Here is a 21658-nt window from a genome sequence, read left to right as displayed (position 1 = left end):
GAGATTATACGATGAAAACCGTGATAACGACCCATAAAAATATGGACCTTGACGCCCTAGGAGCAGTTATAGGTGTAAAGAAAATCTACCCTGAAGGGGAGGTAGTTCTACCCGAAACGAAGGGGGAGGACGTAATTAAACTCCTTGAGGAAAACCCTGAAATCCTTGAATTTACAGAAGAGAAAGACTTTGAAGGAGAAATAGGAAAGCTGATAGTGGTTGATACAGATAACCTTGAAAGGATACCGGAAGCCTTAAAGAGAAGGATAAGCGATAAAACGCAGGTAATTATTTTTGACCACCACTCTGAGGAACTCCTTGGAAAGGTCAGCCAGCTCCACTACAAAGAGGCAGGAGCGACAACTTCAATAATAGCACTAATCCTTAAAGGAAAAGGGCTAATTCCGAACCCCTACGAAGCAAGCGCAATGCTTTCCGGAATCTACTCAGATACAGGCTCTTTCAGGTATCCATCAACAAAACCCATAGACTTCCTAGCTGCAGCCTTCTTACTCTCTGTAGGAGCCGACGTTGAGTTCGTAAAGAAGTACTTGCCAAAGGAACTAACGGAAAAAGAGATAGACCTATTAAAGGTTTTAAAGGACAACTTGAAAGTAGTGGAAGTCCACGGAAACCAGTTAGGAATAACTTATGGAAGGTTTGACTCCTACGTAGGTGACATAGCTCCCCTCATCAGCAGGATAATGGACATCTACTCACTACCGGCAATCTTTGGGGTGGTTGAAGTTCAATCAACAACTTTCTTAATAGGAAGGAGCAGGACGAAAAAAGTTGACGTATCCCTCGTAGCAGAAAGGTTTGGGGGAGGAGGTCACAGGGAAGCAGCCTCAGCGTCTATTAAGGGGAAAACCGCCTTTGAAGTCCTTGAAGAGCTTAAGGAAGTACTTGAAGAGGTCATAGTTCCCCTTAAGAGGGCACAGGACATAATGACGTCTCCCGTAATTTCAATTAAGAAAGGTGCAACAGTTGAAGAGGCAAGGAAAATCCTGATGAAAAACAGCATAAATGCAGCCCCTGTAGTTAACGAAAGAGAGGAAATTGAGGGAATAGTAACGAGAGCCCTCCTTGATAAAGCCCTCTACATGGGGCTTGAAAAGAACCCAGTAGAGGAGGTAATGGAGAGGGAGTTTTTTACCGTAAACCCTCAAGAGCCCATAAGTAGAGTTGAGGAGATAATAGTTAAAAGGCAGCAGAGCTTCGTTCCGGTTGTTGAAGGAAGGGAAGTTATCGGGGTAATAACAAGAACAGACATCCTCATGAACCTCTACAGGGAAGAACTTGAGGAAACGCAGAAGTACTACGAAAGAAAGAGGAGCGGTCAACCCCACTACAGGAACGTTAAGGGGAAGTTAAAGGAAACTTTACCTGAAGAGCTCTTTAACCTAATACAGAAAATCGGCCAGATAGCCGATAGGTTGGGGATAAACGCCTACATAGTCGGAGGGTTTGTAAGGGACTTGATAATTGGAAGGAAGAATTTTGATATTGATATAGTTGTTGAGGGAGATGCAACAGAGTTTGCAAAGGTATTGGGAAGAGAACTCTCTGCAAAAGTTCACACGTTTGACAGGTTCAAAACGGCAACTTTAGTATTTAAAGATGGAACGAGAATAGATATGGCATCTGCAAGGACGGAAGTTTACCGCTCCCCCGGAGCTCTTCCTGAAGTTGAGTCTGCTCCCTTAAAGAAAGACCTATTCAGAAGGGATTTTACAATCAACACTTTGGCAGTAAAGATAAATGAGAAGGAGTTTGGAAAACTAATAGACTTTTTTGGAGCTCTGAAAGACATAAAGGACAGGAAAATAAGAGTTCTCCACGCCCTCTCCTTCGTTGAAGATCCTACAAGGATACTGAGAGCTCTCAGGTTTTCAACCCGCTACAGGTTTGATTTGGGAAAACACACAGAAAAACTCTTAAAGATAGCAGTTGAGAGGAAGCTATTTAAAACCGTTGAAGGACAGAGAATCTACCACGAGCTAAAACAGATTCTAAACGAGGAGAACCCCCTAAGGGTTTTCTTAAAGATGGAAAAGTACGGAGTTCTAAAAGAGCTCTTTCCAAACTTAAGGTGGGACAGGAGTAAAAAAGACCTTTTTGAAAGGGTAAGGAAAATAATAACTTGGCATAAACTAAACTTCCCTGAAAAGGAAACCCTTTACCACATAGCTTACCTTGGAGCTCTCTTCTTTAAAGAACCCCACGAGAGAGTTGAAAAATACATAGAGGAACTTGCAGTGCCTGAGAAGGAGAGGAAACTTTTAAAGTCGGTTCTAAAGGAAATCCACCCTACGCTCCAGAAACTAAGGAAAGCAAACCTCCCCAGCCAAGTGTACCAGATACTTGAGAAAAAGCCCGAAGAACTTCTCATTCTCCTTGGAGCCACCTCTGATGAAGTAAAGGAGAAGGTGCTAAACTTCATGAAGGAAAGCAGGTTTGTAAAGCCCTTAATCGGAGGAGAGGACTTAAAGGAGCTCGGCTTAAAACCGGGACCGGTTTATAAGAAAATTCTAAATAGAGTAAAATATGCAATACTTGATAAGGAAGTAGAGAAGGAAGATAGGGAAGGGCAGTTAGCCATGGTGAAGGAGCTCTTGAATGAGATTAAAGGGTGAAACAGCATTAAACTTATTTATTACTGTACTGTTCGCCTATTCACTTTCCTACTTCATATCCTCACTTGCCCTTTTAAAAGTAAAACCGTGCAAGAAGTTCTCCTTATCCCTGTATAAAACCGTTCCTCAGAGGTTTAACCTAAGCTACAACCTTGAGAGGGAAGGTTTCTTCCTTTCAAGAGGGAAGAAGGAGAGGGTAGAAGAGATCCCTCAGGAAACAATAATCTCTTTTGAAACCTACACCCTAAAGGGAACTGTAATATGTTCAAAGTGTGGCCACAGTATAGCAATACTGAAGGACAGTTCCGGAAAGACACTTATAGTATCTGAAGGTCAAGAAATTGCAGGCTACAAAGTCGAAAAGGTCTACCCTGAAGAGGTAGTTCTATCAAAGGGAAGAAGGAAGTTTATCCTCAAACTCAAGGGAAAGGAAACTTTAGAGAGAAAGAGAGCCTACGAAAATGGAAAAACCTTCTTCATAAGGAGGAAGGAAATCATTAATCAAATTTCAACCGGAGATTTCCTCAAGTACATAAACATCGTTCCAGTAAAGAACCCTGAAGGGTTAAAGGTTAACTACGTTAACCCAAAAAGCTTTATCTATAAACTTGGAATAAGGCCAGGGGATATTATCCTCTCCATAAATGAGATAAGGATAAGAACACCTGAAGACTCTTTTGCAGCCTTTGAAAAGCTAAAGAACGCTGATTCAATAACTATAACAGTCTTAAGAAGAGGAAGAAAAGTCAAACTAAATTACGAGATAGAATAGGGAGAGAAAGATGAGAAGGAAACTATCGGTCCTATATACGATTTTAACCCTGATGGGCGCCCCTGAAAAATCCCTATCTCAAGAACCTTCCTCAGTTCAGGTTAACTTTGAGGAAGTTGATATAAAGGATTTTACAAAGATAGTTAGTAAGGCCACAGGTAAAAATATCGTAATTCCTCCAAGTTTAAGGGGAAAGATAACCGTTATTTCCCCCCAGCCCATTCCAAGGAAAGAGCTCTTCAACCTCTACGTTGCAGCCCTTGACGAGCTGGGATACCAAGTTGTTGATTACGGCCACTACGTGAAGATAGTGAGGAACAACCAAGTTGCAAGAGAGTCAGCAACGGTCGCAAGGGGAAAAATTGACGGTGGAGATAAGGTCCTTACGTACATCTATATACCAAAACACCTACTAGTAGCAAACTTACACTCAATGGCGAGGAACATGCTTTCAAGAGTCGGAAAGGTGAGTATAGTAAGGGATTCAAACGCCATAATAGTAACCGATAAAGAGAAGAACATCCACAAGCTAATAACAGTTTTGAACAGGCTTGATAGGGCTCCGGTAAGCCTTCAAATAGCTTCCTACAAGTTAAAAAACGCAAGGGCTGAAGACGTTGAGAAAGTACTAAAGGCACTCCTTGAAAAGGGCTTTGCCTTTGATATAGCAAAAACATTCCCAATTCCAGGAAGGGACTACTTCCACTTTGCAACGGATGAAAGGACAAACACCCTCTACCTAGTAGGAACTCCCAAAATCGTTAGACAGGTTAACTCACTGATTGCAAAATTAGATAAGCCCATTAAGGTAAAAAAAGGAAACGTTCACATAGTCAGGCTTAACTACGCATTTGCAGAGGACACGGCAAAAGTCCTTGACAGCCTATTTAAGGGGAGCGACAAGAAGAAGTACGGGCTTACTGGAGCTGTAAAGATAGTTGCAGACAAATCGAGCAACTCTCTAATAGTTCTTTCAAAACCTGAAGACTTTGCGGTAATAAAGGAAATAATAAAGAGCATAGACGTTAAAAGACCCCAAGTATTTGTTGAAGTTCAAATTGTTGAAATGTCAATGGATAAGCTCCTCCAGATGGGGGTTGAGTGGAAATTCCTCTCAAGGGGAGAGCACGTTCCATTTGGAGGAAGTTTGTACGGAAACCTTCCCCTCCAACCAGGATACCCCTCTGCATCCCCCGGACTTTTACTTGGTATAGCTAAGTGGAGAGATGGAACTCCAGACATAGGTCTCTTACTCAACGCCTACGCAAAGGAAGGCGGAGTTAATGTTATAGCAACCCCCCAAATCTTAACTTTGGATAACGAAGAGGCAGAGATAAACATATCAAAAGTGATTCCTTACTCTACCGGATTGAAGTACGACGCAAACAACAATCCTGTAATCTCCTACGACTATAAGGACGTTGGAATAGTTCTAAAGATAACTCCTCACATAACCGCATCAGGAGAAGTTAGGTTAAAGGTTTACGAAAAGGTAGAAGACGTAGTAGGTTATGCAAATGCAGATCAAACAGCTCCTATTACCTCAAAGAGGGAAACTAGGACAACGGTTGACGTCAAAAACGGCCAGACTTTAGTTATTGGTGGTTTAATTAAGAAGAAGAAGCTAACGACGGTTGAGAGGATTCCAGTACTGGGAAGTATACCTGTCGTAGGTAACTTGTTTAAAAAGACTGGACACCAGATTGAGAAAACCAACCTGCTAGTATTTATTACCCCTAAAGTTGTCAGAAACGTTCAGGAGGAAAACTCCCTTACAAGCACAAAAGTAAACGAGTACAACGAAAACCTTGAAGAAATTAAGAGAACTAGAAGTAGTGTACTCTCAGACATAAAAGGATTCGGAAAGTTTGAACTAAATGAAGGAATGGAAATTGAGGTTAAAAAACTTAAGTGAGAAAGAGTTTATAGAGGAGTTAAAGGGGAAAGGGCTCCTACCTAAACAGGAGCTCCAATCCTTCAGAGAAGCCTCAGGCCTTTTAAAGTGGCACCTAAAAGAGGCAGAAGAGCTATTTAAAGAGGTCGGTTTTGATTTCTTAAGGAATCCTCCAAAACCTCAAAAGGAGCTCATTGAGAAAGTTCCAAGCCAACTAATTAGAAGGGAAAGAATAGTTCCACTCTACGAAACCGATGAAGAAGTTGTAGTAGGAACAGACAACCCCTTTAACAGGGAAGGAATAAAGAAATTTGAATGGCTCCTATCTAAACCGGTAAAGGTTGTAGTAGTTCCTTACGACGAGATAAATAACCTCCTACAGGGAAGTGAGGAGGAAGTAGTTCAAGAGAGGGAAGTAGAGAAGAGAGAAGAGGACATACTAACTTCTTTAGAGGAAGCCCCAATCGTTCAGCTCATAAACGAAATCCTGATGTTGGCAGTTAGGGGAAGGGCAAGCGATATCCACTTTGAACCCTTTAGAGACAGAATGAGGGTAAGGCTAAGAGTAGATGGAGTCCTTAAGACAGTTAGGGAAATACCAAAGAGCAAAATTCCTGCAGTTGTATCTAGGCTAAAGATAATGGCAAACCTTGACATAGCAGAGAAGAGGCTTCCTCAGGACGGAAGGATAATGATAAGGGCAGGAGGGAAGGAGATAGACATAAGGGTTTCAACTCTTCCCACCTACTTTGGGGAGAGAGTTGTCCTTAGGCTTTTAATGAAGGAGAGTATCCTCTACTCAACGAAAGAACTTGGACTACTTCCGGAAGACTATGAAAAGTTTATGGATTTAATAAAATCCCCCCACGGGATCTTACTGGTAACGGGACCAACCGGTTCTGGTAAAACAACGACCCTTTACGCCGCCCTCTCAGAGATAAACAGGGAAGAGATAAACGTAATAACCGTTGAGGATCCCGTTGAGTATCAACTTGATGGAATTTCCCAAGTTCAAGTTAAACCTGAAATAGGCCTTACCTTTGCAAATACTCTAAGAAGTATACTAAGGCAGGACCCAGACGTAATAATGGTAGGAGAAATCAGGGATACTGAAACTGCAGAGATAGCAATCCAATCAGCCCTCACCGGACACCTTGTCTTCTCAACTCTCCATACAAACGATGCCCCTTCTTCAATAACAAGGCTAACCGATATGGGAATAGAGCCTTTCCTGGTAGCCTCATCTGTAATAGGAGTAATAGCCCAGAGGTTAGTTAGGAAAGTTTGTCCTTACTGTAAGGAATTTTACACACCTACGGAGGAAGAAAAGAGGGAGCTCGGAATTAAAAACTTCTCCGGTAAATTTGCAAGAGGTAAAGGGTGTGAACACTGCCTTGGAACTGGGTACCTTGGAAGAACGGCAATTTACGAGATATTACAAATAGACAAGGATATTAAACGCTTAATCTTAGAGAGAAAGGATAGCGAAGAGATAAAGGAACTAGCTTTAGAAAAGGGAATGAAAACCCTAAAGATGGACGGTGCAGTTAAAGTTACTATGGGAATAACAACTCCAGAGGAAGTCCTTAGGGTGGCTAGGAGCTAATGGCTGTATTTTCGTACAGAGGAATTAACAGTCAAGGAAAAGAGGTAAAAGGAGTAATTGAGGCACCTTCAAAGTCGGCAGCCTACTCACTACTAAAGGCTAGAGGAATATACCCCTACCAGATAGAGGAAGAGAAAAGAGAAAAGAAGAGGAGAAAGGATCTTTTTAGAATAAGGAAGAATATCCCCTCATCACAGGAACTAATAGTATTCCTGAGAACCCTTTCAACCCTCCTTGATGCAGGAATACCGATAGTAGAGGCAGTTGAATCTTTCACAGAATCGGAAGAATCAAAACACCTTGCAGTCTTCTTCAAAAAAGTTAGCTCAAGGTTGAAGGAGGGAGTTCCCCTCAGTCAAGCCCTCCTTGAAGCTGGAATAGAGGATCAAATTGTTATTGCCTTAGTCAAGTCTGGGGAAAAGTCTGGTCTCTTAACCAAAAACCTCTTAACTGCTGCTGAGATACTGGAAAAGAGAGAAGAACTGAAAGGAAAAGTCATTCAGGCCTTAATATACCCTTCAGTCCTCTTTGTCGTGGCGTTAGCAGTAGTAGTGTTTATGATGTCTGTTGTAATACCTAAAGTCGTGGTAATCTACAAAACTGCAAGGTTATCTCTGCCGACCAGTACGAAAATCGTAATAGGAGTCAGCCGTGTATTAACTCAAAATTATCCACTTATACTTGCTCTTCTAACCGGACTAACAACTACAATCTTCTTTACAGCTACAAAGAAAAGAGAGAGTTTTGACGAATTTAAGCTAAAAATACCTGTAATTGGAAAGATAATCTTCTTCGTAGAACTGCAGCGCTTCTTTGATACGTTGGGAAACTTACTGTCATCGGGAATACCTCTAATAGAAGCTTTTGAAACTGCTACAGAAACGGTAAAGAACACTTACCTTAAAAAGGTACTTTTTAAAGTTAAAGAAGGAATTAAGAAGGGAACTTCTTTAAACAAGGAGCTAGCAAAGTTAAGGGCTCCAAAAGTAGTTAATCAACTAATAAGGACCGGAGAAAAATCCGGAGAGTTAAGTCTAATGTGTAAAAAAGCGGCAAATTATTTAAGAAACGAAGTTGAGTTTAAAGTAAAAAACTTGACTTCCCTACTTGAGCCTGCTACGATGTTAATGGTTGGACTAGTAATAGGTTTCATTGTTTACGCTCTGCTACTTCCAATAGTAAGCATAAGCACGATTAGACCTCTTTAAGGGGACGGAATGGGATGGCTAAGTAAATTCCTAAAGGGAAGTAACTACCTCTACCCTGCATTAGACATAGGAACCTCCTCTTTAAAGATCGTCCAGTCAGAAAAGAAAGGAAGTCTATACAAGGTTAAGTCTTACGGATTAAAGGAGTACAAGGAACAAGTTTTTGCAGGAACTGAAATAATAGACGAATTTGAGCTTATTAACTCAATACAGGAATTACTAAAGGAACAGAAGATAAAGGACAAAGAAGTGGTAATTCACGTACCTTTAAATTCCTGCTTCTACAGTGTTTTGAGCGTCTCAGCTGCTAAAGACCCAGAAGAAGCAGTTACAGAGTACATGCAAAGCATAATAAGTCCTGAAGAGTTTCCCTTAGTCAAAATTGACTACAGAATCCTTCCAATATCCATTGAGAAAGGAAACATGGACATTGCCATTGCAGCAGTAAGGAAGGACTTCCTTGAAGGAAGGATAAAGCTACTTAGAAAAGCAGGGCTTGAACCTGTAGTGATAGATATAGAACCTGCTGCTATCAATAACCAGTTCTACTTGAATAACCCGGACCAAACTGCCGTTCCAGTATGTTTGGTGGATATTGGAGCTTCATACACAAAGATAATTATTAGCTTTGGGGGCTATCCCTACATAACGAGGAACGTTGAGTATGGAGGAATTTCCCTTACAGAGCAGATTCAAAAAGAACTCATGCTAAGTTTTGAAGAGGCAGAAAGACTTAAAAGGGGAGAAACTATAAGTGTAAAAGAGTATAAACCAGAAAACATTACGGACATAAAAGTAAAATTTCTAAAGAAGATTATAACTGAAACTCTCTGGACCATAGAGAATTTTAAGGACAGGTTTAACCTTGAAGTAAATAAAATCTACCTCTATGGAGGAACGGCAAAGCTCAAAGGAATAGAGGATGTCTTTAATGAACTTACAGGTAAAGAGTGTAGAAAAGGAGCTCCCTTAGCCTTCTCAGGAATACCCGAGTGTGAGGAATTTGCAGTAGCAGCAGGACTAAGTCTAAGGTATAAGGGTGACAAAGATGCTAAGGTTTAACTTTGCCGAAGTTAAAGAATCAACTTTTGAAAAGTATTTAAAACCGGATGTTTTCTTCTTAGTGCTCGTAATACTAGGGGCGTTTAGTGTAGAAATATTTCTTGAAAACTCTATAAAATCCCAGATTGAAGCAACAAGACAGAAAATCAGAGAATTTCAAGCAGAAAAAAGAAGATTGAGGAAGATCCAAAGTATAGAAAAGAACCTTACAGCAAAGAAAAGAGAACTTGAGGAAAAATTAAAAGTAGTTACTAAGTTGGACAGAAGGAGACTGGTTCCTAAACCTTTATACTTTTTCTCTTCAAAAGAGAACATGAAAGGCGTGTGGCTTAATGAATTAAAACTCTCTTCAAAAAGAGTATACGTCAATGGAAATATCTGGAATATAAAGGAATTCCCTACCTTTCTAAAAAAAGTTGAGAATAGCATAGGCAACGTTAAGTTTAAGCAAACTAAAAGAGTTGACTATGAAAATAGAGAAGTAAACCTTAAAGTCCACTTCTACAACTTTGAGTTTGAAGCGGAGCAAAAGTGATGGAATATTTAATGAGCCTATATGAGAAGTGGGGCCAACTGGCAAGGTGGCAAAAATGGCTAATTATCCTACTTGTTGGTATCCTCCTATTCTTTATTCTCTACTACATCAGAATCTTACCCCTTAAACAAGAACTTAACGAGAAGAAACAAAAAGCAGAACAGTTAAGACTTACAGTTAGCCGTCTCAAAATTGTTGAAAAGAGAAAAAAAGAACTTGTAAGGAAAATTAAGGAACTGAACAGGGAAATAGAAGAGATAGAAAATAAACTTCCTACAGGTAGAGAGGAGGTGAGCCAAATAATCAAGTCTATTACCGATGCAGACAGCGGAATGACTATAAAATTCATAAAGAAAGAAGGTCAAAGAAACGAAAGGTACTACATTGCCTACCCATACAAGGTAGAACTTAGCGGAACCTATCCAGCCTTTATAAAGTGGTGTGAAAGGCTTGCAAGTGCCAACCGAATTATAAACTTTGGAGACATAAAGATTACTTCAACTCACTCCACAAACAGAAGAGGTAAAAGGGAAGAAAATTTAAAGGCCACTATTTTAGTCAACATGGAAATTGAAGCTTTCACTCTTAAGAGGTAAACAATGAAAAGGGCCTTACTAATAGCAGGAGTTTTAGGGTTGACAGCAACAGCAACCGGAAAGGAAATGATAGATCCATTTATAAATCCTATTCTCACCAAGGAACAAATTCTAATAGAAAATAAAAATAAAGAAACTTTAAAGGAAATCCCAAAGGAAATAAACCTCTTTAAACCTAAAATAGATATCCTCTTTAGTAAACTGAGCATTCAAGGAGTAATTAAAAAAGATGGAAAACGCTACCTAGTCCTATTAGATCCGGAAACTGGAGAGACTTTCATCCTAACGGAAGGGGATCCTATTTCTCCCAATGAGAAAATAGCAAAGATAACGAACGGTTCTATTACTGTTTTCAAATATAGGAAATTCAAAGGTAAGTTAATTAAAGAAGAGATTAAATTGAACGTTGATACGGAGGGTCTTAATAATGATTAAACGCTCCATTCTCCTTGCATTGGCTTTAAATACTTTAGCAATAGCAGGACAGATTAGCTCTGTAGATTTTATCTACACAAAAGAGAACTTTGCTGGAGCTCCAAGAGACCTACTTGAAGTTGATGTAAAGACTGATGGAAGTTGTCAGATTAAATCTACTAAAAGAAAGGGAAAGACGATTGAAGTTGTCTTCAGTAACTGCAAAATACCTGAAGTTTATTCACTCAGAAAGAGAGGTAACTTTGTCAAAGGAGCCATTTTAAAACCCTTTAATGGAAATACGCTTTTAAAGATAGATCTAACGAAACCTGGAACTCTTAAAGTTTCAAAGGAAGGTTCAAAGGTCAAGCTTAAAGTCTATGAAGGGAACTTCATAAAACCGAAGTTTAACGTTATCAGAACAATCCAAGGAGAGGAAGTTGTTATAGAACTTCCAACAGATTCTAAGCCCGAATTTAAAAAAGTAGGGAATATATTCTTTATAGAAGTTCCTAAAGTCTCTTTTGAGCCTTCTAAGGAAAGAGTACCAGCCAATCTAGTAGAAAGGATAGAGGTAAAAAACATTAAAGGAAAAGGTTTAATAGAGTTAATCCTATCACCTAAAGTTGCAGCAACCCAAGTAACAACTAAAAGAAACAATCTATACGTCACCCTCTATAGTCTAAGAGAAAACAGAAATTTAAAAGGAGCAGTAAAAACTAAAGATAACGGACCTAAATTAGCCCTCCACTTCACAAATGCAGATGTATGCTCAGTAGTAAGAGCAATAGCCCACATAGCAAAGATAAACGTCGTCTTTGATCCTGAAGTAAAGGGAAAAGTCAACGTTGACTTTAAAAAACCTGTTTATTGGAAGGAAGCCCTTAAAGCAATCCTTGATCCTCTTAACCTTACGTTCGTTGAAACTCCAGCCTACTACAGGATTTTACCTAAGAAGAAGTTGGTAGTTCAGGAAAAACTTGAACCAGTACATACCTACATACTTCCCCTCAGCTTTATAAGCGCTGATGAAATAATAAAAGAGCTTAAGTCAGTAATTGATTCTGATCCAAGAGAGAAGATAAACTACAACAAAGATACAAACTCTTTAATTCTCAAAGTAACAGAGAGCCACTACCGACAGATAAAGGAGTTAATTTCTGCCCTCGATAAACCGAGAAAACAGGTTTTAGTCAAAGCAAAAATAGTCCAGATTAGAACTAGAGCTGAAAAAGACCTTGGCTTCACGTGGTATATAAGTGGTTACAATAGACTCGGAGATTCTACAGATTCAACGTACATCGCTTCAACCTACGGATTTAATACCTCATCTTACACACCTCTCATAACTCCAGATACATACATGAAGCTCTCCAATATGCCCGTATTTGACAATACCTTGGCTTTGGGAATACTCAATAAAAGCCAAACAATTAAAGTTGAATTAGCCCTTAAGGCTATGGAGCTAAACGGAGATGCACAAATTATTTCAAGCCCTAAAGTCCTTACCTTAAACAACCAGGAAGCAAGCATTGAACAGGGTATAGAGATCCCGTATACAGAGTCGACTGTAGGAGCCGGAGGAGCTACAAGTTACAACATTAACTTTAAAAAGGCTTCCCTAATCTTAAAAGTTAAGCCACATATTACAAATGACGGAAAAATAATATTGGACCTTGAAGTTAGAAAAGATTCTCCTAACTACGACTACGTAACAGTCACAGGGAGCAACGAACCTGCTATAAATACGAGGAACGTAAAGTCAAAAGTAATAATTAAAAATGGTCATACCGTTGTAATCGGCGGTATATACGAAAAGGAAAAATCAAAGTCAACAAACGGTGTCCCAGGCTTATCAAGGATTCCCCTTTTGGGTTGGTTGTTTAAAAATACCAAAATTAGTATTAGTAAAAGCCAACTGCTCGTCTTCATAACTCCGACTTTAGTAAGCTCTGAAGGAACAGAGACTTTAGGAGGAGAAAAATGAAGAGATTAATTGGAATAGCCTCTCCTTTGCTACTCCTCTTTGTAAGCTGTGGAGGGGCAGGTTCAGGAGGAGGAGATCTTACCTCAACAACAACAGTTAGTAAAGTTGAGCAGGACATAATTTGTTGTACAACTTGGGACGATACAAATAATACCTGCTCAGAATACGGAAGTCCACAAACAAAAAGTATAATCGTTAACCTCTCCAAAACAGATATGGATGAGGAGTTTACAGAAGATAGCGACCTTACTTTTGAAGGATGCACGGTAGAGTTTATCCCAAATCCATACATGCCTGAAGAAGCAAAAGATCCTAAGCTCCTTGAAGAGATGAAGAGTTACGTTTTCTGTAGCGGAAGCGATATTCCAGCAGATGGAAGCGGAACAGTTGAGATAACGTACAGCCAGGCCCTTCTAGAAACAATAGAACCAATTTACTCAAATTACAGTAAGTCCCTCATATACACCCTTAAAATCACTGTAAAGTATAGAATGAGCGATAGGGAGTATAAGAAAATAATAGAAGTTCCTATTGACTTTGCCAACTTCGTCAACACTGAACATGATATGTGCGAGTATAAATAGATGGTTGGATTCCTGATAGTTGACAAACCTAAAGGGCTTACTTCCCACGATGTTGTAGCTAAAGTTAGAAAACTCCTCCCAAAAGGAGTAAAAGTAGGTCACACAGGAACCCTTGATCCCCTCGCTACAGGTATTCTTATCCTATCGGTTGGAAAAGCAACGAGGCTCTCTGAGTACCTATTAAAACAGGATAAGTGTTACACAGTAACAGGTAGATTCGGCCTTGAATCTGACACTTACGATATAGATGGAAAGGTTAAAAAGATTGAGTGCAGGGAAATTAAGAAGGAGGAACTCTTTAGAGTCCTTAATAAGTTTACAGGAGAAATCCTGCAGGTTCCTCCCCCCTATTCGGCAGTAAGGATTAAAGGGAAAAAGGCCTACCAGCTTGCAAGGGAGGGAAGGGAAGTAGAGCTCCCACCGAGGAAAGTAGAGGTGTACTCCCTTGAACTCATTGACTTTAACTACCCCTACTTTACCCTTAAAGTCTGCTGCTCTTCAGGAACCTACGTACGCTCACTAGTTCACGATATAGGAAAGGAGCTCGGCTGCAGTGCAGTTGTAACTGATTTAAGGCGAACGAGAGTAGGGAACATCGGAGAGGAGATGGCTGTAACCCTAGACAAGATAGAGGAAGAAGGTATTGAGAGATACCTAATTCCTCCTCAAGATGTCCTCCCTTTCCCAAAACTTGAAGTAAGTGATGAAGAGAAAAAGAGATTTAGAAATGGAGCTCCCAGAAGGAAAGTACTCTGTCGTAAGTGGAGAGGAATTTATCGGAGTAGGAAAAGCAGAAAAGGGAAAGCTACGGGCTGAAAAGGTCATCTCCTAATCCCCTACGGTCTGTTTCGGGTTAATCTTTGCAAACCTCAAAACCGGTTTTAGGTTTCTGATTATCTCCTGATAGTCAACCTCTCCCCTCTCTACCTTGTCCATCAACTCCTCAAGTTCTCTAGTAAACTCCTCCGATGTATACTCGGGAAAGTGGGTACTTAAGTAACTGTAAACATCCACTCCCAACTTTGTAGGGTAGAGGAATCTACCCCTTTGAACAACGTAGTGTCTGTCAAGGAGAGTTTGAACTATCTTTGCGTAAGTTGAGGGCCTTCCTATTCTCCTCCTCCTCATCTCCTCAACGAGCTCTCCCTGAGTGTAGGGAAAGACCTTCGGAACTCTTCTCCTAGTATAGGAGAAAACGTCAAAGTAGTAAGTTTCACCCTCTTTAACTTCAAAGGGGAGCTCCTCAACGGTTAAAGGCTCAACTAAGTTCCAGCCATCCTTAACGATTCTTACAAGCTTCTCCTCTGTAGTTTCAACGTCGGTAGGTAAGAGCTTTAGGAGGAGCTCAACTTTGACGGCCCTAACTGGAACCATCTGTGAAGCGATGAAACGCCTAAAGATTAAATCGTAAACTGCAAAGTGCTCCTCAGTCATCTTAGCCGTTGAACCTGAAACGGTTACCAGAGTCCTTAAAGCGTTAACGTCAAGAGGTCTTGTAGGCCTTATACATTCGTGAGCCCCTCCTTCACCCCACGGCCTCAGCTTAACAAAATCGGGACCGAACTTTTCAGAAATATACTCTTTAGCAACTCCCATCCCTGCAGTTGAAACCCTAGTTGAATCGGTCCTGTGATAAGTTATGAAACCGCTCTCAAAGAGCTCCTGGGCAATCTCCATAACTCTGTCTGCAGACAGGTTCAACTTATCAGAAGCCTCCTTTAGGAGCTCTCCAGTATTGAAAGGAGGTTTTGGGTTTTTGTCCACTTCCTCAACCTTTAGAACTTTTACCTTCACCTTATCAGGTATTACCCTTTTAAACTCCTTGAGGTCTTCAAACTTAAAAGAGAACTTACCTACCTCAGTTTCAACCGTAATTACACCGATCCTCTCTTTACTCTCTTTGTACCTTTCAATAACCCAGCCTAAGACCGGAGTCTGAACCCTACCTGCACTGAGCCAGTTCTTCTTAAAGACTTTCCATAGGTGCTGGCTGAGTGAAAAACCGACCCACCTGTCTGCAACTCTCCTAACTATCTGGGCCTTTACTAAGTCCTCATCAACTTCCCTAGGATTCTCAATAGCCTCCATAAAGGCCCACTTCGTTACCTCGTGGAACTCCATCCTCTTTAAGTTCATCTGGTAGGGTTTGATAACAACTCCAACGTCCCAACCGATCTTTTCCCCTTCAGTATCTGGGTCACTGGCTATGTAAACTTCATCAATCTCAAGGGCTAACTCCCTCAAGGCTGAAACTATAGTTACTTTATCTACGTCGGGCCTCCCTTCACACTTTGAACAGAAGGGTTCAGTAGTCTGTTCGTTACACTTCGTACAGTACTTTATAGTGTCATAGACGGTGATAAACCTTCCCTCTTCCTCCTTAACTCCCCAGATACCATCCCTAACGGTAAGGTCAAAGACGTGCCCTTTAGATGCTGTAAGTAAGAGGAGTTTGTTACCTATGTTTATCTCATAGGCATCTACGTCCTTTAACCTCCTTCTAACAGGTTTTCCAAAGAAAGAGGCAATAGTCCTGGCCTTGTTTGGAGACTCAACTACAACTAGAGCAGTCTTGACCAAACTCTTTGTTTCAGAGGTTATCTCTCTTGAGAGGATTTTCCTAACCCTCTCCCTATCTTTATCAACTACCTCAAAAATTCTCCTTAAATCTTTCTCTTCTATAAGCTCAAACCCGAACTTCTCTGAAAGCTCTTTACCCTTGCCGTAGCTAAGAACTTTGAAGTTAACATCTTCAAGGAAGATTAAAATCCTTTTCCTTAGGGAAGTAAGGGCCTTAAGGTCATCAACGAACATAAGGCTAACGCCCTTAGTTAAACCTCCCGCAAACATCCTTGAAGTCCTACCGGAAGCCTGAACGTACCCTGCAGCGTCTCCAACAACTACGTAGAGCTCCCCATCCCTCTCCTTAAGGATTACAGTCTCAGACTCTTTAATCTTCTTTAAGAATTCCTCATCGCTCAGATAACCTTCTAGGAAGGATCTAATCTCTTCAAGCTTCCCCTTTATCCTTGGATACTTATCAAGGAGTTCCTCCTTTAAGCTCAAGTACCTTTTAAGGTAGGTAAGGTAGGAAATTACCTTAGGTTCCTCCTCCCTGGGAAAGAGGTCCCTTAAAACTAGAAGCATTCCAAAGAGCTTCACAGGAGCAAGGGTTAACCTAACGGAAAACTCCATTTTTGGAACACCTAGGAAGACAGCGTACCTTACAGCCTGAGGTAGGTCTATACCCCTTGCAAGGGGGTTCCTGTAGCTTGCAATTCCGACTGCAGCCCAGATTTCACCGTTTACGAACTTCTCCTGATTTTCAGGGGTGAAATCTTCGTAAGAAACAGAAGGAACTCCACTACTGTTTAACCTATCAACTACAACGTCAACAAAATCTTTACCCATATCTGAAGAAATAAAGACGAAAACGCCCTTTCCATACTTTTTTATGAGCCTTACAGCTTCATCAAGGAAATCCTTATCTGTATATATGAGGACATCTTCAACGTTCCTTAAAGCTGAAGCAGATTTACCTACTTCAAAGCCGAGGAGCTCCCTAAAGAGCTTAACCCTCTTTGAACGGGGCTGAGAAGTAGCTGAGGATACAACCAAGACGTTCTCTATTGCCTCCCTCCTCCTTTCCAGGTACCGTTCATACTTCCTCAACCTCTCAAAGAGGGACTTGGGAGCTCTCTCCCCTAAAGAGGCAATCTTTGACTTAAGGTCAATAACCTTCATAGCAAGGTTAACGTCCTCCTCAGTAAAGCCGAGAAGTTGAATGACTTTATCAACGTTCTTTGCGCTCTTTAAGAGGGAATCAACGTCATCAACGAAGACAAAGTTAAAGGGCTTTGGAATAATCTCAAAGTTCCTATAGAGGAAGTTTGTCGTCGTTATAAGGACGTCAAAATTGCCGCTTTTTATTTCTTCCTTTTCACTCTTTTTTCCAGTATATGCAACTATTCTCTTATCCGTTAGTTTTGAGAGTCTATCAAGCGTTTGCAAAACCAAGAGCTTCGTAGGAACTAGTATATAAACCTTACCCTTTAAGTAAGCAGAAGTTACAAGGCCCCAGGTAGTCTTCCCTACACCAGTAGGAGCAATCATAGTAAAGGACTTCTTAAGGGCAACCCTCTTTGCCCACATAATCTGAAGCGACCAAGGGGTAAAACCTGTTTTCTCCTTAAAGAAACGGGTATAGTCTTTAACAAAGGAATCAAGGGAGCAGAGCTCCTCAAACCTCCTTAAGTTATCTCCAAGGTCAGAGCATATCTCCTCCCTCTCTGAATAGTCAATCTCTTTTGGTAAACACTTCTCACAGGGAAGTCCCTTTTTAAGCCTTTCGTCTGAAATAATCCCTCCGCAGTTAGGACACATACGGTAAAATTCGGCAATTTTCATCTCTTCCCTCTCTCCTTTATACTTAATCAGAGTGTATCATAGAGGAAAAGACAAAAGGAGGAAAGATGCCTTTTGAGAAGTATCACATTCCAACGAGAGTTGTTTTTGGGAACGGAGCTCTTAAGAAACTGGAAGAGGAAGTCAACTTCCTCAGGCTAAACCCAGAAAGAACGGCAGTTATCTGCTCACCTTCTGCCATCTCAAACGGATACGTAAAACAGGTAGAGGAAAACATTAAAGGAGAGATAAAAATCTTCAGCAACGTAAAGCAGGAACCTACGGTTGAGAACGCACTTGAGATTTTAGAGGAAGTAAAAGAGTTTTCCCCAACACTCATAATCGCTATAGGGGGAGGGAGTCCCCTTGACGTTGCAAAAGCTGTTTCAGTAATGCTTACAAACGAAGGTAAGTTAGAGGAGTACATAGGCGTCCCTGAAGGGTTTAAAAAGCTCGGAATTCCTCTAGTTGCAGTTCCAACAACCTCAGGCTCAGGCTCAGAAGTAACCCCCTACGCAGTGCTTACAGACAAGGAAAGAATGAAAAAGGCCCCTTTAATCTCACACTACCTCTTTCCGACCCTTGCAGTTGATGACCCAACACTTACTTTGTCAATGCCGAGGAGCGTAACTGTAAACACCGGAGTTGACGCATTCACCCATACAGTTGAATCCCTTCTATCCAAGAGGGCAAGGATAATAAGTAAGCTCTACTCCCTCAAAGGGGCAGAACTGATCTTCAAGAACCTTCCAAGGGCAGCAGGAAACCCTGCAGATCTAGTGGCAAGGGAAGGAGTTATGAAGGGGAGTCTGCTTGGAGGGATGGCAATAAGCCTTGCAGGAGCAGGCCTCGTCCACACGCTTGCCCACATTCTAGGGGTTTTAAAGAAGGTTCCCCACGGCCTTGCAAACGGAGTTTTCCTAGTTTCAGTTTTAAAGTTCTACGGTCTAAGTGTTAAAGAGGAAATAGAGGAACTAGGGAAACACCTGGGAATAAACGGCGACTACAGAAAGGTAATAGAAGGGCTTGAAGAGTGGTTAGAGTTCCTTGGAATACCTTCAAGCCTTAAGGACCTTGGAGTTGAAAAGAGCGACATAGCATTTTTCGTTGAAAAGTGCATGGAGAAAAAGTTTCTGATGGGCAACCTGCCTAAAATCCCTTCAGAAAGAGAAATTAGGGGAATTCTTCAAACTTTAGTTTAAAACTTAAAGGTATTGATTACGTATAAAACTTTAAGTAAGCTTGTAGGTGAAGGCGTTAGAAAAATCAATAAGGGCGGCTCCCTCTCCATAAGGGGAGGGAGGGGGACTTAAAGGGAAACGAGGGAAAAATTATGCTTTTTACAGAAATCTTCCACCTCCTCTCTATTGAGCAAGTAGGTCTTCCCAGAGTCAATTGCTAACGCTTTCCCCCCTAACGATTTAATAAGCCTAACAGTTTCAATTCCAACAGTTGGAACGTCAACCTTCATATCTTGAGACTCTCTAGCGGCTTTACAGACTATAAAACCTTTCCCTGCAAGTTTTGCCCCTCTCCTTATACACTCATCAGTTCCCTCAACTGCCTCAACTGCAACAACACCCCCATCCTTTATAACGACAGTCTGGCCAATATCAAGGGATGCAATCTTCCGCGTAATTTCCATTCCAGAAGATAGCTCCTCTAAGAGTTCCTCAGAGGGAACCTTCCCCATTACGGTACCTGAGGGGACAAGAAGGTGAGTCAGGTAAGGGATTGGATCTACAACTTTCACACCTAAACGCTCAACTTCAGAGAAAATACCCTTAATTATGGTTTCAGGTTTTCTATCTTTAAGGGAGAAGAGGAACTTTAAGGCCTTTAAGTCAAGGCCGCTGAGGGAAAGGGCAACTCTGTGTTCAACTTTTCCAAGGAAAACTATCTCCCTAACTTGAGAAGAGGCCAACTTCTTTAGAAAGTCCCCTAACTTAAAGGGCTTTATCCAGAAAGTCCTGTAGGAAATCTCCTCAACGGCAGGCTGGGTTATACCGGAGAGGGCAAAGGTAATAACCTTTTCACCTCTCCTTGAGGCCGACTTCAAAAACTCTAAGGGAAGATCTCCCGAACCTGCAAAGAGGGCCAGCCTACTTCCCGACATCTCTTTTTACTTTATCAAGGACGGCGTTAATGAATGCTGGAGACTTTGGGTCTTCACCGTAAAGCTTTGCAAATTCAACGGCATCGTTTATTACGGCCTCGGCAGGAGATAGATTCCAGTTTAGGATCTCGTAGGTAGCCCCCCTCAAGATTGAACGGTCAACGGGAAGGAGCCTTAAGACTTTCCAGCCTTCCTTTAAGTGTTTCTCTATTTCAGTATCAACATTTTCAAGGCTTTCAACTGTTGATCTAAAGAGCCTCTTGGCAAGCTCCTTTACTTGTGGTGAAGTTTCTTCCACCTCTTCCCAGTAGAGGGAGGATATCTCTTCGGGAGAAAGGGACGAAATATCCCACTGGTAAAGCATAAGGTAAGCGTGGTGTCTTGCCCTTCTCTTATCCCTGTTAGTCATTACCTCTCCATACCCTTTAGGAGGTTAACCATTTCTATAGCCGCTAAAGCTGCTTCCCAACCCTTATTTCCAGCCTTAGCTCCAGCCCTATCTATTGCTTGCTCAACCGTATCTGTAGTTAAAACTCCAAAAATAACCGGCTTTCCGGTTTCAAGGGAAACAGAGGCAACTCCCTTACTTACCTCGGCAGCTACGTAATCAAAGTGGGGAGTCTCTCCCCTTATCACTGCACCGAGGGCTATAACTGCGTCGTAATCTCTCTCTGCAAGCTTCTTTGCAACAAGAGGTATCTCAAAAGCTCCGGGAATCTTAAAGATCTCTATATTGTCTTTACTACATCCGTGTCTAACGAGACAGTCAAGAGCTCCTTCAAGTAACCTTTCAGTTATAAAAGAGTTGAACCTGCTAACAACTATTGCAAACTTCAAACCTTCAGCGTTTAAATTCCCTTCGTTTACCTTCATAGGTTAAACCTCACAATTAAAGAACTTGTTGCACAAATTCTTCAAGGTCCTCTCAGCTCCTCCCATTATGTCCTTAATAATTTCCTCAGCCGTCTCCTCTTTATTAACGTATCCGACAACCTGACCGGCCATCACAGAGCCCCAATCAACATCACCGCTCTCAGCAGCAAGACGGAGCCTTCCCCTTCCAAGTTCCTCAAGCTCCTCCTTTGGAGCTCCTGAAAACTCAAGTTCCTCAAACTTCTTAGTCAACTTATTCTCAATGAGCCTTACAGGATGGCCTGTCGTAATTCCGGTAACAGTAACCTGATTGAAACGCGCCTTTAATATCTTCTCCTTATACTTGGGGTGAACGTTACACTCCTTAGCTGCCAAGAAGCGAGTACCTACTTGGACTCCTTCAGCTCCGAGGGCAAAGGCTGCAGCTGCTTGTTCTCCAAGGGCTATTCCACCGGCAGCAATTACAGGAATACTTACAGCCCTTACTATGGAAGGAATGAGAACCATTGTAGTCAACTTCCCTATATGGCCTCCGGCTTCCATTCCTTCGGCAACCACAGCATCAACGCCTATCCTCTCCATTCTCTTTGCAAGGGCATCACTTGCAACAACAGGAATTACCTTTATTCCCTTTTCCTTAAAGGCGGGGATGTACTTTCCCGGGTTTCCCGCTCCGGTTGTTACTACCGGAACTTCCTCTTCAATACAAACTCTTATAATATCCTCAGCGTTAGGCATCATTAGCATTACATTTACGCCAAAGGGCTTATCCGTAAGCTCTTTACACTTTCTAATCTCCTGGCGGAGCTCTTCAGCGCTCCTGCTACCGCCTGCAATAATCCCAAGACCTCCAGCATTTGAAACTGCAGCGGCAAGCTCGGCATCTGCAATCCAGGCCATTCCCCCTTGTAAAATCGGATACTCAATTCCGAGTATCTCACAGAGCCTCGTCTTTAACATTCTCCCTCCAG

18 protein-coding genes are annotated in these 21658 nt (G+C 41.5%); 13 read left to right on the top strand and 5 right to left on the bottom strand.

What is annotated here, in order from left to right:
- Positions 1-11 precede the first annotated feature (11 nt).
- The 12 genes from C7457_RS03295 (at position 12) to truB (ending at position 14110) form a co-directional block, all read left to right on the top strand.
- Positions 12-2636, top strand: coding sequence for a CBS domain-containing protein (locus C7457_RS03295; protein ID WP_121170013.1), 2625 nt, complete (start codon positions 12-14; stop codon positions 2634-2636).
- A complete protein-coding gene (locus C7457_RS03290) occupies positions 2620-3408 on the top strand; it encodes a PDZ domain-containing protein (RefSeq protein ID WP_121170012.1) in 789 nt (262 codons plus the stop codon). The genes C7457_RS03295 and C7457_RS03290 overlap by 17 nt, the downstream gene beginning before the upstream one ends.
- A gap of 10 nt (positions 3409-3418) precedes the next feature.
- Entirely contained in the window at positions 3419-5323 is a 1905-nt protein-coding gene (gene gspD / locus C7457_RS03285; RefSeq protein ID WP_121170011.1) for a type II secretion system secretin GspD, read from the top strand.
- Positions 5301-6908: a type II secretion system ATPase GspE gene (gene gspE, locus C7457_RS03280; RefSeq protein WP_245939568.1), complete on the top strand. Its 1608-nt coding sequence runs from the start codon at positions 5301-5303 to the stop codon at positions 6906-6908. Before gspD ends, gspE begins: the two co-directional genes overlap by 23 nt.
- Positions 6908-8116 (top strand): type II secretion system F family protein, encoded by a 1209-nt coding sequence (locus C7457_RS03275; protein ID WP_121170009.1) that lies wholly within the window; start codon positions 6908-6910, stop codon positions 8114-8116. Before gspE ends, C7457_RS03275 begins: the two co-directional genes overlap by 1 nt.
- A gap of 9 nt (positions 8117-8125) precedes the next feature.
- Positions 8126-9178 (top strand): type IV pilus assembly protein PilM, encoded by a 1053-nt coding sequence (pilM, locus tag C7457_RS03270; RefSeq protein ID WP_121170008.1) that lies wholly within the window; start codon positions 8126-8128, stop codon positions 9176-9178.
- Positions 9179-9239: 61 nt separating this feature from the next.
- Entirely contained in the window at positions 9240-9713 is a 474-nt protein-coding gene (locus C7457_RS03265) for a hypothetical protein (protein WP_170137339.1), read from the top strand.
- Positions 9713-10309 carry a type IV pilus inner membrane component PilO gene (locus tag C7457_RS03260; protein WP_121170006.1) on the top strand — a complete coding sequence of 199 codons (597 nt, stop codon included), beginning with the start codon at positions 9713-9715 and terminating at the stop codon, positions 10307-10309. The genes C7457_RS03265 and C7457_RS03260 overlap by 1 nt, the downstream gene beginning before the upstream one ends.
- 3 nt (positions 10310-10312) lie before the next feature.
- Entirely contained in the window at positions 10313-10744 is a 432-nt protein-coding gene (locus tag C7457_RS03255) for a hypothetical protein (protein ID WP_121170005.1), read from the top strand.
- A complete protein-coding gene (gene pilQ, locus C7457_RS03250; RefSeq protein WP_121170004.1) occupies positions 10737-12710 on the top strand; it encodes a type IV pilus secretin PilQ in 1974 nt (657 codons plus the stop codon). Before C7457_RS03255 ends, pilQ begins: the two co-directional genes overlap by 8 nt.
- The gene (locus tag C7457_RS03245; RefSeq protein WP_121170003.1) at positions 12707-13294 is read left to right on the top strand and encodes a hypothetical protein; all 588 of its coding nucleotides are present in this window, start codon (positions 12707-12709) and stop codon (positions 13292-13294) included. The genes pilQ and C7457_RS03245 overlap by 4 nt, the downstream gene beginning before the upstream one ends.
- Positions 13295-14110 (top strand): tRNA pseudouridine(55) synthase TruB, encoded by an 816-nt coding sequence (gene truB / locus C7457_RS03240; protein ID WP_245939567.1) that lies wholly within the window; start codon positions 13295-13297, stop codon positions 14108-14110.
- Positions 14111-14122: 12 nt separating this feature from the next.
- Here the strand turns inward: truB and rgy are convergent, their stop codons facing one another.
- A complete protein-coding gene (gene rgy / locus C7457_RS03235; protein ID WP_121170002.1) occupies positions 14123-17701 on the bottom strand; it encodes a reverse gyrase in 3579 nt (1192 codons plus the stop codon).
- A 65-nt stretch (positions 17702-17766) separates the two neighbouring features.
- Here rgy and C7457_RS03230 point away from each other — a divergent pair, with 65 nt between their 5' ends.
- Positions 17767-18900, top strand: coding sequence for an iron-containing alcohol dehydrogenase family protein (locus C7457_RS03230; protein WP_121170001.1), 1134 nt, complete (start codon positions 17767-17769; stop codon positions 18898-18900).
- Between the two features lie 107 nt (positions 18901-19007).
- Here C7457_RS03230 and C7457_RS03225 read toward each other — a convergent pair whose 3' ends face one another.
- Genes C7457_RS03225 through fabK form a run of 4 tightly spaced genes read right to left on the bottom strand, consistent with a single transcriptional unit; the run spans position 19008 to position 21647 of the window.
- Complete coding sequence (locus C7457_RS03225) at positions 19008-19814, bottom strand: LpxI family protein (protein WP_121170000.1); 807 nt, start codon at positions 19812-19814, stop codon at positions 19008-19010.
- Entirely contained in the window at positions 19801-20223 is a 423-nt protein-coding gene (nusB, locus tag C7457_RS03220) for a transcription antitermination factor NusB (protein ID WP_121169999.1), read from the bottom strand. Before nusB ends, C7457_RS03225 begins: the two co-directional genes overlap by 14 nt.
- Positions 20223-20687 (bottom strand): 6,7-dimethyl-8-ribityllumazine synthase, encoded by a 465-nt coding sequence (gene ribH / locus C7457_RS03215; protein WP_121169998.1) that lies wholly within the window; start codon positions 20685-20687, stop codon positions 20223-20225. Before ribH ends, nusB begins: the two co-directional genes overlap by 1 nt.
- Before the next feature lie 3 nt (positions 20688-20690).
- Positions 20691-21647: an enoyl-[acyl-carrier-protein] reductase FabK gene (gene fabK / locus C7457_RS03210; protein WP_121169997.1), complete on the bottom strand. Its 957-nt coding sequence runs from the start codon at positions 21645-21647 to the stop codon at positions 20691-20693.
- Between the last annotated feature and the right edge of the window lie 11 nt (positions 21648-21658).

The organism is Thermovibrio guaymasensis, assembly GCF_003633715.1.
GTDB lineage: Bacteria > Aquificota > Aquificia > Desulfurobacteriales > Desulfurobacteriaceae > Thermovibrio > Thermovibrio guaymasensis.
Note: the sequence above shows the minus strand (reverse complement) of the source record. Positions and strands in the feature narration are given on the sequence as shown.

What these genes read in the sequence shown, in the direction of transcription:
- C7457_RS03295 (WP_121170013.1), top strand. Translation starts at nt 12, where the DNA reads ATGAAAACCGTGATAACGACCCATAAAAATATGGACCTTGACGCCCTA.
- C7457_RS03290 (WP_121170012.1), top strand. Translation starts at nt 2,620, where the DNA reads ATGAGATTAAAGGGTGAAACAGCATTAAACTTATTTATTACTGTACTG.
- gspD (WP_121170011.1), top strand. Translation starts at nt 3,419, where the DNA reads ATGAGAAGGAAACTATCGGTCCTATATACGATTTTAACCCTGATGGGC.
- C7457_RS03275 (WP_121170009.1), top strand. Translation starts at nt 6,908, where the DNA reads ATGGCTGTATTTTCGTACAGAGGAATTAACAGTCAAGGAAAAGAGGTA.
- pilM (WP_121170008.1), top strand. Translation starts at nt 8,126, where the DNA reads ATGGGATGGCTAAGTAAATTCCTAAAGGGAAGTAACTACCTCTACCCT.
- C7457_RS03260 (WP_121170006.1), top strand. Translation starts at nt 9,713, where the DNA reads ATGGAATATTTAATGAGCCTATATGAGAAGTGGGGCCAACTGGCAAGG.
- C7457_RS03255 (WP_121170005.1), top strand. Translation starts at nt 10,313, where the DNA reads ATGAAAAGGGCCTTACTAATAGCAGGAGTTTTAGGGTTGACAGCAACA.
- pilQ (WP_121170004.1), top strand. Translation starts at nt 10,737, where the DNA reads ATGATTAAACGCTCCATTCTCCTTGCATTGGCTTTAAATACTTTAGCA.
- C7457_RS03245 (WP_121170003.1), top strand. Translation starts at nt 12,707, where the DNA reads ATGAAGAGATTAATTGGAATAGCCTCTCCTTTGCTACTCCTCTTTGTA.
- truB (WP_245939567.1), top strand. Translation starts at nt 13,295, where the DNA reads ATGGTTGGATTCCTGATAGTTGACAAACCTAAAGGGCTTACTTCCCAC.
- rgy (WP_121170002.1), bottom strand. Translation starts at nt 17,701, where the DNA reads ATGAAAATTGCCGAATTTTACCGTATGTGTCCTAACTGCGGAGGGATT.
- C7457_RS03230 (WP_121170001.1), top strand. Translation starts at nt 17,767, where the DNA reads ATGCCTTTTGAGAAGTATCACATTCCAACGAGAGTTGTTTTTGGGAAC.
- C7457_RS03225 (WP_121170000.1), bottom strand. Translation starts at nt 19,814, where the DNA reads ATGTCGGGAAGTAGGCTGGCCCTCTTTGCAGGTTCGGGAGATCTTCCC.
- nusB (WP_121169999.1), bottom strand. Translation starts at nt 20,223, where the DNA reads ATGACTAACAGGGATAAGAGAAGGGCAAGACACCACGCTTACCTTATG.
- ribH (WP_121169998.1), bottom strand. Translation starts at nt 20,687, where the DNA reads ATGAAGGTAAACGAAGGGAATTTAAACGCTGAAGGTTTGAAGTTTGCA.
- fabK (WP_121169997.1), bottom strand. Translation starts at nt 21,647, where the DNA reads ATGTTAAAGACGAGGCTCTGTGAGATACTCGGAATTGAGTATCCGATT.